Raw genomic sequence first — 13,261 nt, 5'->3', positions numbered from 1 at the left:
CTCTCAAGGACTATGGCCTATGAATATAGAACGCTTTTTGGCAACACTCTTCTGTCTGTCAATACTACTCACAGGTTGTGGTGGTGAAGATTCAACTCCGTGGACTCTACCCACATTGGGCACGGTGCCTGCATCACTGGTGCTCAGACCAGGAGAGAGTGAACAGGTCGAGTTTCGTTGGAGTAAAGAGAGTAATCAGTCATTTGCATTGCGCTACGCCCAACTCAGTGAAGCGGGCTTTACCCTAAGCGGAGCACTCCCCTGCGTCGACAATGATCCTCTGTGTGAACTTAGAACAGTCACTGCTCCAGCCACAGCCACTAATGAACTAATAGGCAGGACAGGAAGAGTACGTGCTGCACTGCTCATCGACGACGAGGATCAAGCGGGTAGCAGCGAACCGGTTTTAGAAAGGCATCTGCAAGGTCACCTGCCTGTAACGCTTTTTGATGCCGCACCAATTAACGCACCCCCAGTCGTTGATTTCGAGGTAGCACCTGCCCCACATTCCGATACCCCCTGGTCGCTTGCTCTGGATACCACTGGCCAGCTCTGGTCGTGGGGTGAAGAGTACTTTGACTATGATCCAACAGAACTGGCTGAAAACAGCAATAAAGACCTCAACAAAGGGCCTGCCCATATGTTTCCCAGCCCACTACCTGGCCTGGACAGTATTGAAGATTTTGGTCTCTGCTCGGGAACACTGGGATATGCCCTGGATCGGGATGGCAGTGTCTGGGTTTTCAGTTCTCCCATTGTTACAGAAAACTATAACGCTTTCGATTTTCGACAACTGGAACAGAAAAACCAACTCAGCAACATTGTTTCGCTATTCTGCCGTTTCAACGACAGCCCCTATACCTGGCCCTGGGCATGGTTGGCCAATGGCGAACTGTGGGAAGTACACCATAACCGTCAAATCGTCGGCATGGAGCGAGTCAGGATTGGAGGATTGGTTACTCATTGGGAAGATGAAAAATACCTGTTTGGATTACACCAGGATGGCACTGTTGGCTTTTATAAAGCCCAGACCCATATCACTGGTGGGTTCAATGAAGTGCCTTTCGACACTCTGGATCAGGACGTACTGAGTTATCGACTACTTGAAGAGATTGGTGGGCTACCGCCAATAGCCAGCCTCTACAGAGGTGGTGACTTTGTGATTGCCCTGAGCGAAGAGGGTCAAATCTATGGTTTCGGTAATAGCCAATATGGTGAGCTTGGTTATATTGAGCAGGATTTGAATCCATACTCCTGCCCAATCTATAGAGATTGTCCGGTCGTACTGAATCAACAGATCGATAGTGTGGTTGAGGTAGCAACCGGGAAACATTTCGTCGTTGCCCGCAAAGGCGACGGGACAGCCTGGGTCTGGGGAGATAACAGTTTCGGCCAGATGACCGGACTGCCTGGAGGCCAAACTGCAGTCCCTCGCCCGGTTAACGCCACCAATAACGTAATCGCCATTCGCGCTGGCGGTAACACAGCCATGGCGGTAGAGGCCGACGATAGCTGTGGTGTTGCTGACTATCCATCAGTTGGTCGTATGCTTGCCTGGGGAAATAACACGGGTGGCAGCAGAGGCGATGGAACCGGCGCTAACTGGGCCTGGCCAACCCCTGTGCTCAACCTGGGGGATGACACTACCTGTTCCGGGACAGCAGGTCACCGCTTGATCATATACAAATCGGGCACTGGCAATGGTGTTGTGGAAAGCAGCGTGCCAGGCTTGCGATGCACAGGACAAATCTGCTGGCAAAGCCTGCCGGTTGGCTCCAATGTCACCCTTACTGCCACGCCAAAACCAGGCTCATCTCTATTGGAGTGGCGCTGGGATTGCTCTGCGCAAACCCCGGACACTCTGATCAACATGGACAACACAAAACATTGTAAAGTGGTATTTGAACGGACAGGTTCAAATGAACTCAACTATCTACAGGTGGAAGTTGTCGGTGTCGAAGATGGTGAGCGAACCTCCGGTGTAGGTGGACGTGTCACCAGTCAACCCGCAGGTATCGATTGTCCGGATAGCTGCTTTAGCGAACCCCATGACAAACTCAACGGTGAGACAGAGATTCGCCTGACTGCAATACCTGACGAAGGGTATAGTTTCTCCGGTTGGTTTAGATTCAACGACTCTCAGGTTGGTATAGGCAACTGTGAAAATGGCATTGTCATCCTATCCTCAGTTGATGAATATTGTATTGCAGAATTTACCAAAGACCCGCCAACGCCGCCTACAGATTCACAAGACCTGATGGTCTATGTAGAGCTCGACGATAGTGGTGTACGCACACCGAACACAGGTGGATCGGTGACCAGTAGTCCAGCAGGTATCGTATGTCCAGGGGATTGCACTCAAACCTATGAAGTTGGCGCCCTGGTCACACTGACACCAAACCCCGATCCGGGATACCGATTCTACGCTTGGGAAGGCAGCGCCTGTTTTGATGGCGCGGTTACCATCCCCACCGCTGATGTCGCCTGTCGCGCTATATTTATACCCGATGCGCAACAGACCCAACAACTCAGGATCATCATCTCCAACAACAATGGCAGTTATGTCACTGGTGTCGATGAAGCAATGAATGAGGTTATCAACTGCCCGGGAACCTGTAACGCAGATATCGCAGATAACAGTTCAGTGGTACTGACACATCACACCGCTGCTGGCGACTACTTCAGTGGTTGGGCTAGTGGAGGGAGAGAGTGCGGCATACCGACCCAGAACAATCGGAATGAATCGACAGTGATCATGGATGGGCCAAAAACCTGTGTCATCAGCTACTCACCTCCACCGGTAAATACTAACACCTATCGCCTCAATCTCTCTGTAGTCAGAGAAGAGAATGGCGTGCGTACAGCTGATGTAGGCGGCACGGTAAACAGCGCGCCAGCAGGCATCGCCTGCCCTGGAGACTGTACCGAAGACTACACCTCAGGCAGCCTCATCACACTCACTCCAAATGCTGACCCAGGCTATCAGTTTTATACTTGGGAAGGTAACGGATGTACCAATGGTCAAGTTACCATTCCTTCAGCAGATATCAGTTGCAGAGCTGTCTTTATTCCTAACATTGCAGGCCCCCATTCACTCACAGTGATTATGAACAACAATATCAATGGCAGCTATGTCACTGGTGTCGATGCCGGAATGAATCAGATCATCAACTGTCCCGGTACCTGCAATGCTAATGTTGCAGACAGTACCACTGTAGTACTGACACATCATACTGCCAGTGGAGACTACTTTGCCGGATGGCCTGCAGGGGGCACTGATTGTGGTACACCAGATGCTGTTGATCCAAATCAGACCTCTATTCTTATGGATGGCGGAAAAGTCTGTGTCGCCAACTATTCAGCTCTAACCACATTTAATATCAATGTAAACGTCTCAGGTGCTGCAGGTGTTGTCACCTCTACATTTGCTGAACCAATAGCTGGTAGTCCAATTGCATGCGCTTCAGGTCTATGCTCAGGATCGTATACAGCACCAGATACCGTATTGAATAATCTGGAGGCACTACCTCTCTTTCTTGAAGCGGCACCGGGCGCCGGTAATAGCTTCGGAGGATGGGGAGCAGGACAATGTGATGTGGAGAGCGTGGTGCTTGGCATCCCCAGATGCCAGATCAACTTAAGGCCAACCGGGCCATTCACCATTCAGGTTGATGCCAGTTTCTTATAAAGCGGATTGAAATTATCTTCCCCCAGCAGGGTGGGGCCATGCCCCACCAAAAGGGCTGAGAAGTAGACAAATAGTCGATGATCACTCTGGATCCTGAACGAATATCTCTGCAACTTATCACTATTTCCCACCTTATATGGTGGGGCATGGCCCCACCCTACGGGTTGGGAAGAAGTGGAAAAAACCGACGGATGATCTATTTCGATGTATGAGTGTTTATAAAATGCCAAATACTACAATCCAGAAGGCCAACCGGCCATTCAGGTTGATACAATTTCGTATAAAGCGGATGAAAGTAATTTCCCCGGTAGGGTGGGGCCATGCCCCACCAAAAGGGCTGAGAAGTAGACAAATAGTCGATGATCACTCTGGATCCTGAATGAATATCTCTGCAACTTATCACTATTTCCCACCTTATATGGTGGGGCATGGCCCCACCCTACAGCTCGGGAAAGAGTGGGGAAATGCGCAGTGATATATAGCCGTTAACAGGCGATCTGAAAATCAAACTGTCTCAGGTTCGAAGGGTACAATGGTATCGACATCCACCTCATAATCTACACCACTTACCCCAAAGCCGAACAACTTCAGAAACTCATCCTTATAACCCTGATAATCGGTTACCTCGAAAATATTCTCATTGGTTACCTTTGGCCAGATATCCTTGACTGCCAACTGAACCTCATCGCGCAGCTCCCAATCATCCATGCGTATCCGCCGCTCTTCGTCCAGATCAGCGCCGCCATCTTTATACAACTGGGTACGGAACATGCGATTGATCTGATCCAGGCAACCCTCGTGAAGCCCCAACTCTTTCATCACCTTGAATCCAATAGCGATATAGAGCGGCATCACAGGAATAGCCGCAGAGGCCTGGGTCACCACACTTTTCAGAACAGCCACATTTGCACTGCCATTGATGCTCTGCAACTTATCGTCGATTACCGTAGCAGCCCGATCCATGTCCTCCTTGGCTTTACCCAAGGCACCATGCCAATAGATAGGCCAGGTGATATCGGTTCCGATGTAGCCATAAGTGACTGTCTTGGCACCATCAGCCAGTACACCAGCCGATTGCAGCGCAGCCATCCACAGCTCCCAATCTTCACCACCCATGACCGTTATGGTATTTGCGACCTCTTCCTCGGTAGCCGGCTCGATGGCAGCCTCGATTAACTGATCTTTACTGGTATCGACAGCGGTAGCCCGGTAGGTCTCACCGATTGGTTTAAGCACGGAGCGGATAGTCTCACCGGTTTCGGGTAACTTACGTACTGGTGAGGCCAATGAGTAGACCACCAGATCCACTTCACCCAGATCTTCCTTAATGAGAGCGATCACCTTGTCGCGCATCTCATTGGAGAAAGCGTCGCCATTAACACTCTTGGCATAGAGTCCTGCTTCGTGAGCGGCAGTCTCAAAAGCGGCAGAATTATACCAACCAGCGGATCCCGGCTTCTTCTCCGTAGCCGGTTTCTCCAGAAACACACCGATCGTGGCAGCGCCGGAACCAAAAGCGGCGGTGATTCGGGAGGCAAGGCCATATCCCGTAGATGCGCCAATGACCAGGACTCTCTTAGGACCAGCAGGAATTTCACCGCCAGCTTTGACCTTGTCGATCTGTTCAGCAACATTGGCAGCGCATCCAGCAGGGTGTGCTGTGGTACAAATAAATCCGCGAGTTTTTGGTTTTATGATCACGGCCAGGATTCCTCAATATTACAATTATCTGTTTGAAGCGCCCTATAATACCTGAGCTTTTAGATAATAGGCAGGGTTGACCCAAAATTCATAGCGTTGGCCTGCAGCTTTGAAGTGACCATCCAATCGTTACACTATTGTCCTGATTATCAGTCAACCTCCAGCGTAGGGTGCGGCCCTGCCGCACCATGTCCAACTTAAACGAGAACCACCAGATGTGTATATTAAGAGAATGCTCCTGTTACAGACACCAACAGGCACAAAGAGAGTTGCTGGAAGTGCGCTTGAGCCAACATAGTTATGGTGCGGCAGGGCCGCACCCTACTTATCTCAATACAATTAACCTGGCGATTTAACAGGTCGTTTGAAAGTAGTATTTGAAATGAACAGGAGTAGAGAAACCTCCTTCAAACTGAGCGGGACGTGGCCACTTAAAGACCGCAGATGAGTTGTATAAAGAAATCCGGCGTAGGGTGCGGCCCTGCCGCACCATCTCCAACTCAAACGAGAACCACCAGATGTGTATATTAAGAGAATGCTCCTGTTACAGACACCAACAGGCACAAAGAGAGTTACTGGAAGTGCGCTTGAACCAACACAGTTATGGTGCGGCAGGGCCGCACCCTACTTATCTCAATTCAATTGACCTGGCGATTTAACAGGTCGTTTGAAAGTAGTATTTGAAATGAACAGGAGTAGGGAAACCTCCTTCTAACAGAGCGGGACGTGGCCACTTAAAGCCCGCAGATGAGTTGTATAAAGAAATCCAGCGTAGGGTGCGGCCCTGCCGCACCATCTCCAACTTAACGAGAACCACCTGATGAGTATGTTAAGACTCACAAGCAACCAAATCGAAACTCATCATCTAAGTCCAGAGGCAGTATCAATGTACTGAATTGGAGATTCAATGATTCATTACACAGGGTATTCCTTACAATCTCGTCATCGATATATTCTTGTCGATATTCCGCATTAAGCACTGCCTTTCCACGCTCAACAAAAGCTGAAAGTACATCACACTCTGAATATTCAAAGCATTGCTCATTTATCGCGAAATCGAAATAGTCGACAAGTTCATCGACTTGATCGAGGTCGTTTTTCAAACCAACTGAAAGCCCTCTAGTATGGGCCTCATTTGCAAGCATACGGTTAAAATCAAGCTGATCGCTCGCACTCAGATTAAAGCCACTATTGTTGCTGTAACCATCCACGTTATCAGCTTCAACCCCATCACAACCTTTCTCCACAGCCAGATCAAGTCGGCGCTTCATAATGGTACGAACATTCTCTGAACGAATATCAAGCCAGCGCTCATCAGCCCAGCCATCAAGGGTATTACCCAACTCTGCTTCAGAGAAACTGCTCGCGTCAGAGCGCCAGGCTTCATAGGAACCCGCTGAAAAGTAACAGATAACCTTTATCGAATTTAATTGAAGTTGTTGAATTAATGATTCTGAAGAATCAAACAGGTCAATATCATAGAGATCGACTTCGTAAGAACTATTGACGGGGCCTGATAACTGCCATTGCCAGGTTGCAAATAGAGCAGGCTGATACCAACTACCTGACACTACTGGAGGTTGATCAGAGTCTACCGCAGTTTCTGACTCACCATTGGAAGAGCCACCACCACAGCCAGCAACAAAAACACAAAACATTAATTGAGCTAGTAGAACACGCATATCACTTTTTCAAAGCACCCCTATTCACCACCCCCACCGTAGTCACCGCCTCCGCCATCTCCACCAAAAAACCCACCACCACCAGAACCCACATCACGACCGCTTGATGGCCCCATGAGAAAAACAATTTTCACAAGTAGTGCGATTAAAAACAGAAACACCAATATTGGACAGAGCGTGTTTTGAAGAGAAGAAGCTGATTCCAGCTCAGTGAAATTCCAGGATAGGTATAACCCCACAACAATGACCAACCATGAAATCATTTTTACCTTCCAGACCACATAGACCGACAATGAGTAAACAGGTTATAACAAACACACCAATAACACTCAGCCGAAACATAAGCACCACTACCTAAGGAAGGTAAGCTCAAAGTTTTACCGAATGGTCCATATGGGCTGCTAATGAATAAAATAACGATAACAAAAGTAGCATTAATCAGGAGTGACTGCACTATAAATCAGCAGTTATAGCTACCATTTTAACTAGTATCTCCTCAAGCCAATCTTATAATCTTACTGCAGTGACTGAAGCAAGCAGCCCATGAACCGGATCTCAGTGCGAGTAGAGACAAGCACTGAATTTTCACAAAAAAAATGGCGGCGAATACTTCGTAAAGAAGTACCTGCCGCCAAACTTTGGCAAACTATGGCGTAGTAGTCCTTATCTATCCAACTCGATCTCTTCTATCGATGCATCTCCATCTTCATCTTCTATCTTGGCTCTTTCACCAACATTCAATTGACTGAAAAATGTTTCTGCATCGATCCGGTCATCATCCAGCTTGTATTCGGTAGCTGCATAGACGGTAAAAACTGCGCCTACCAGGGTAACCGAAACACTATCGGTAAACGCTTCGACAGGCGCCTCTATTTTGGTTGCTGAAGACTCGTCCTCACGCTCGATACTGATGGCGACATACTGCTCACCCATGCGTTTAAGTTCCATCTCGACAAAATCTCCATCCCTCAATTCATCCAGATTGAAACTACCATCTTCATCCAGGTCAAAATCGGAACTATCTTCAAAACGCGTTGAGTTATCAGTCACAACAGCCAGACTTTGGCCACTACCCAGATCAAGGGTAACTACACCGTTCTTAGCATCGCTGCTTTCAACACCACTGACCGCTGCTTCAATCTCAATCTCGCTATCCTCTGCTTCTATCTTTTCTGCAATAAGGATATCGCCCTGCATATAGCCCTCGACCTCCAGTTCCATACCTGCGCTCAGATTCCCTTCAAGGGTATTGGGCTCATATCGTGTTTGGGAGGTGACCTCGAACATAACGCCATTCACAGAGTAACCACCACTACCATCACCAGCTAAAATTCCGTGCAGAGAGACTTCTTCATCATCGTCATCGATCAGATCACTGTCATCGCTTTCGATCCGGACAACCTCCATCGAACCACCGACGCTTACCAGCTTCAATTCGACAAACAATCCAATCGGATCTGAAGGTATATCCAATTCGACACTGGAACTGAGCAGGTAGGGGCCAGCCACAGCACCATTTTTAAGTTCCAGGGTGATCTCACTACCGTCATATGCGGTAACCGTGCCCTTTATCTCGTAATCACTCTCACTATCGTTCTGCAATTCGATCCGTGAGGCAACAATCTGCGTGCCATCGAAAAAGCCACTGACCTCTAACTCCTGACCTTCGGCCAGGCCATTAAACGATGCACCATCATCAAACACAGTGCTATTTGCATCTGCCGAGACTGCCATACTCAAGATAGTGAATGTTGCGACCTCACCACTCATTACAAGAGATCCATTATCGATAGGGCCTTCAACATCATCATCATAGGTAATGACGTCGGCAACACCCGTCATACCATCTTCATTCACTGAACCTTCAATCCGGACAATCATACCCACAGCCAATGATGAGTCATCAAAGCCCTGCTCATCGTCGATCTCATATTCGGTAGTTGAAGTTTCGAATTTGATGCCATTGACATAGACACTGCCAAAACCATCTACCCTACCTACGGTGACAGAATCCCCGCTACTGGTTGTGGCGCTATCACCACCTCCACCGCCGCCTCCACAGGCACCAAGTACAACCATCAGCAGGGTAGAAACAAATAAAACCAATTTAGATTGAGTCATATCCTCATCCTCTGCCACATACACAGCTCGATAGAGATGTTGTATGTGGTCTTCCTGGGTTAATAATGTTTATTTTGGGAATTATTTCCCAACCACAAATCAAGTATATGACCAATCTAGAAATATTCAAGGTGATATATATTAATGATTCATTAATACAAAACCCACCACAGGGATATACAACCCATTGATTTACTTAGAATTAAAGGATAAGAATTCGGATCAACGAATGACTGAATGATACTTAGTTATAGTGAACCAAGTCTCAATGTTGTGACCGGGGTGTAGTCACCATAGGGCACTCTTCACCCCGATAGACGGACAGGTTTCTCATCATACCGCCACGCTCTTTTACACAGCTGGCGCATCAATAGACCACCCACTATCGCTGGGTAATAAGCTCCCGATACAATTCCAAATATGTCTGCATTATCGGCTCCCTGGCAAACTCTTGTTGGGCACGCTGATGACCTCTATTTGCCATCCCTGTTCTTAAACTATCCTCCTTCAGTGCCCGCTCAATGTTCTGCGCCAGGGATCGAGGGTTTTCGCACTCGAACATCAGCCCATCCTCACCGTGCTGTACCACCTCTCTAGCTCCCATCGATGCCGAGGTGACCAGTGGCTTAGCGTAACCCCAGGCCTCGATGATGACATTGCCGAAGGGTTCAGCATTGGTGGAGGGGAAGACAATCAGATCGGCCAATCGATAATAGGGGTCTGGGTTGAGCTGCCAACCTGTCCAGATGATTCGCTGATCGATGCCGAGCTGTTGTGCCTGTTGGTGGAGATCCTCTTGCAACGGCCCATCACCCAGGATCACTTGCCAGACAGGTCGACCGGCTATCTCTGTGGGTAGTTTTGAGAGGGCATCCAGCAGATAGCGGTGCCCCTTGAATGGCACAAATCGGCCAGGAGACATCAGCACCCAGGCCTCTTGTGGTATGCCCAGTTGCGCTTTTAATCCCTCTGGTGCTGGGCCTGCTTGCGGCAATTCGGCAAAGTTGTAGATGTGATAAACCTGCTTGCTGGGGAATCCTGCTTCAATCAGGTAGTCGCAGATGCCTTTGGTGTTACCGATCCAGGCGTCAGCGTGTCGGTAGCCGTCTACTTTGTAGTAGCCCCCGAGTCGTGAAATGTGCATTGCTGCGCTGTTTTTGGGCAGATGGGTGAGGCGGGTCGCCCGTCCCATATAGGTCTGGACGATCTGTGGTTGTTGTTGTTTGACCAGACGACTCACTTCGTTTTTTGAGATCGGATCCCAGACTGTTCGCATGCCCAAGGGGTGTCTTGATAGATTTGACCAGTGATCCCCATCCAGCTCGCTACCGCTGCGCACACCGATCTCGGTCGGGTGCCCCATCTCTGCCAATGCCAGTGCATAGCGCTGGAACCAGCGCTCAGCACCGCCAAAGGTTTTACTACCGATGATCTGTAAACTTTTTATTTCGTTCATCAACTACTAGTCTGTATTCAACAATGTCCGATAGACATTCAGATTGCCTTCGACCATCTGTTCTACGGAGAAACTGCGGCGCATCTTCTCTCGGCCCGATTCGCCCATCTGACGTCGAAGTGATTCGTCGGCGAGGAGTTGCTCCACCGCATCGCCCAGCACTTCGACACTACCACCGGGCACCAGGCGCCCATTCACACCATCTTCAACCACTTCCGGCATGCCTCCGGCATCGACCGCAACGATAGGCAGACCGGCACTGGCAGACTGCAGCAGCGCTATCCCCAGTCCTTCCATCAAGGCGGGATGGACAAGCAGATCCAGGCAAGGGTAGATTGAGGAGAGGTCGTCACGAAAGCCAGCCATCTGTATGTGGGATTGCAGCCCCAGTTCGGCAATCTCTGTTTCCAGCGCCTGTTGCAGGGGACCTTTACCAAAAATCAGCCAGCGGATATTCGGGAAGCGATTGATCAGTCTTGGCATCGACTGCAGAAGATAGCGATGGCCTTTACGTGAAATCAACTGGGCAACCGTTGCCATCACTAAAGCATCATCCGGCAGCTTAAACTGATCTCTGAACCAGGCCCGGTCACAACTTTTCTGGTAGGCCTCAACATCCACAGCACTGCGCACGCAGGCCAGCTTCTCTTTGGGGACGCCCTCTTCCAGCAACACATCGGCTATACCTTGTGAGATGGCGATAACCCGATCGTAGAGACGATACTTCCACTTCACCACAAGGGGTGACTCGGGATTATCGACCCTGCGTGAGAGTACGCTCTTGATACCGCACAGTCGGCCAGCTATGCCGCCAAGCACATCCGCACCTCTTCGACTGTGGAGATGTATCAGGTCAGGTTCTACCTGGCGGATTATTTTACGCAGCCGGAGGATAAAACCCAGATCGAGATCACCACGCATCGGAATCTCGTAGACTTCCGCAACCGACTCTCTGACTGCACGACCTATGGCGCTGCCAATCGGGCAGACCAGCCTCGACTCTACACCATGCTGCTGTAGACCTGAGAGTAGATAGTTGACCTGTTTGGCTCCCCCATAGAGATGCTGACCGGTCTCGACATGCAGGACTTTCACGATATCCCCATAAAGCCAGGTAACTTTGCGGCCCGCTCAATGATCTCTGCCACCTTGATATCCGCCATGCAATCAAAAGCACCATGACAGGTTGGCTTGCGTTTACAGGGGGAGCAGCTGCGAGGATGATAGATCACTTGCGCATTCTCATGGGTCGTATCCAGATAGGGCCTGGTTGAACCAAACAGACAGAGGGCCGGTCGGTTCATGGCGATACCGATATGGGTCAATCCCGTATCAACACCAACCACCAATTCTGCTTTGGCGATAAGCGCCGCAGCCTGACGTAAACTGGTCTTACCGACCAGGTTGATCAATCTTGCCGGGGCTGTGGCTGTTATCGTCTTGGCCGCTTTTTGGTCAGCTGGGCCACCGAGCATCACAATCGGCAGTTGCCATTCACCCTCAGCTGCCGCAATCAACTCGCACCAGGAGTCATTAAACCAATGTTTCTGCGGCCGTGTGGTAAAGGGAGAGATTACCACGAACCCCCGACTCAGCTCATGATTTTCGATAGTCTGATCCCCATAGCGCTGATCCTCCCTGGAGAGGCCAACCTGCATCTCGAACTCATCCACCGGTAGTTCAAGTTGCTCAGCGAGATAGAGATATTCAGATCCGATACGTCGAGGCTCTCCACCCTTCTCCACCCGATCATTCATTAAATATTGGCTGCCCTCTCGTGAGCCCAGGCCGATCCGTTGCTGTGCACCTGAAAGCCAGGTGAGTATGCCACTCTTCAGCAACCCCTGAACATCCAGCGCCAGATCGTATTGTTGCCTTCTCAAGACTTTTTTAAAGGCTGCTATCTCATACCAAAGTGCCAGCCAGCTTCGAGCTTTCCACAGCTTCTCCCATTCGGCTCTCGGCCAGACCACAACCTCATCCAGTTCAGGATGCTGTTCCAGCAGGGCTTTGGATTCCGGTTGCACCAGCCAACTGATACGTGCTTTCGGATAGCGTCGACGCAGGGCGTGAATCAAGGGAGAGGCGAAGACGATATCTCCAATGGCACTGAGCCGCACAATCAAAATTGAGGGATTGTCAGTTTGAGGCAATTTCACAGCAATCCTGAGATCGGTAGATTCGACAACATAACTTTACGCAGAGGGTTAAACCAGCTTGATCAAATGTTCATATAGTACAAGCAGCTTAGTGATTATGTTAGTGTTAACCCTAACATCAATTTTCATGCTATCCCAGAAACGCCTACGTCCTCTGGAGGGTCGAATTACTAAAGCTGAGCTATGTTTTGTACCACCTCACCCTTGCTCTCCTCCTTAAGTAGGGTGTTGTAAAAGCAAGCCGTGGTTTTTCGCAATAGATTTTGAGAACAGAACAACCTAAATTCTTACACTTTTCAGCCTTAATGGTGCGGCAAGGCCGTACCCGAATGGCACTTACTTAAGGGGATTTGTTACGTAGAACGAGAATTTTCTGAGGTAACCAAGCTATTTTGGTGGGGCAGGGCCCCACCCTACGCCCTGAATTGAACGGTAGGGTGCACCAAAACGGCTT

General features: G+C 49.5%; 8 protein-coding genes. 1 reads left to right on the top strand and 7 read right to left on the bottom strand.

The window, feature by feature from the left end; genetic code table 11:
• The first annotated feature begins 19 nt into the window (after positions 1 to 19).
• A complete protein-coding gene (locus AC4IFB_RS02520) occupies positions 20 to 3,688 on the top strand; it encodes an InlB B-repeat-containing protein (protein ID WP_490779299.1) in 3,669 nt (1,222 codons plus the stop codon).
• 504 nt (positions 3,689 to 4,192) lie between these two features.
• On the opposite strand, the gene fabV is transcribed toward AC4IFB_RS02520, so the two are convergent.
• The 7 genes from fabV to waaF all read right to left on the bottom strand — a co-directional run bounded on the left by fabV (position 4,193) and on the right by waaF (position 12,807).
• Complete coding sequence (gene fabV, locus AC4IFB_RS02515; protein ID WP_490779298.1) at positions 4,193 to 5,389, bottom strand: enoyl-ACP reductase FabV; 1,197 nt, start codon at positions 5,387 to 5,389, stop codon at positions 4,193 to 4,195.
• Between the two features lie 836 nt (positions 5,390 to 6,225).
• Positions 6,226 to 7,071 (bottom strand): endo alpha-1,4 polygalactosaminidase, encoded by an 846-nt coding sequence (locus tag AC4IFB_RS02510; RefSeq protein ID WP_490779297.1) that lies wholly within the window; start codon positions 7,069 to 7,071, stop codon positions 6,226 to 6,228.
• Positions 7,072 to 7,091: 20 nt separating this feature from the next.
• Positions 7,092 to 7,334 carry a hypothetical protein gene (locus AC4IFB_RS02505; RefSeq protein ID WP_490779296.1) on the bottom strand — a complete coding sequence of 81 codons (243 nt, stop codon included), beginning with the start codon at positions 7,332 to 7,334 and terminating at the stop codon, positions 7,092 to 7,094.
• Positions 7,335 to 7,734: 400 nt separating this feature from the next.
• On the bottom strand, positions 7,735 to 9,192 hold the full coding sequence (locus tag AC4IFB_RS02500; RefSeq protein WP_490779295.1) for a DUF5666 domain-containing protein: 1,458 nt from the start codon (positions 9,190 to 9,192) through the stop codon (positions 7,735 to 7,737).
• A gap of 382 nt (positions 9,193 to 9,574) precedes the next feature.
• Complete coding sequence (locus tag AC4IFB_RS02495) at positions 9,575 to 10,648, bottom strand: glycosyltransferase (RefSeq protein ID WP_490779294.1); 1,074 nt, start codon at positions 10,646 to 10,648, stop codon at positions 9,575 to 9,577.
• Between the two features lie 6 nt (positions 10,649 to 10,654).
• Positions 10,655 to 11,743, bottom strand: coding sequence for a glycosyltransferase (locus AC4IFB_RS02490; RefSeq protein ID WP_490779293.1), 1,089 nt, complete (start codon positions 11,741 to 11,743; stop codon positions 10,655 to 10,657).
• Positions 11,740 to 12,807, bottom strand: coding sequence for a lipopolysaccharide heptosyltransferase II (gene waaF / locus AC4IFB_RS02485; protein ID WP_490779292.1), 1,068 nt, complete (start codon positions 12,805 to 12,807; stop codon positions 11,740 to 11,742). The genes AC4IFB_RS02490 and waaF overlap by 4 nt, the downstream gene beginning before the upstream one ends.
• Between the last annotated feature and the right edge of the window lie 454 nt (positions 12,808 to 13,261).

This window comes from Candidatus Thiodiazotropha sp. AKIB8 (genome assembly GCF_058244675.1).
This window is presented reverse-complemented; position numbering and strand designations above follow the sequence as displayed.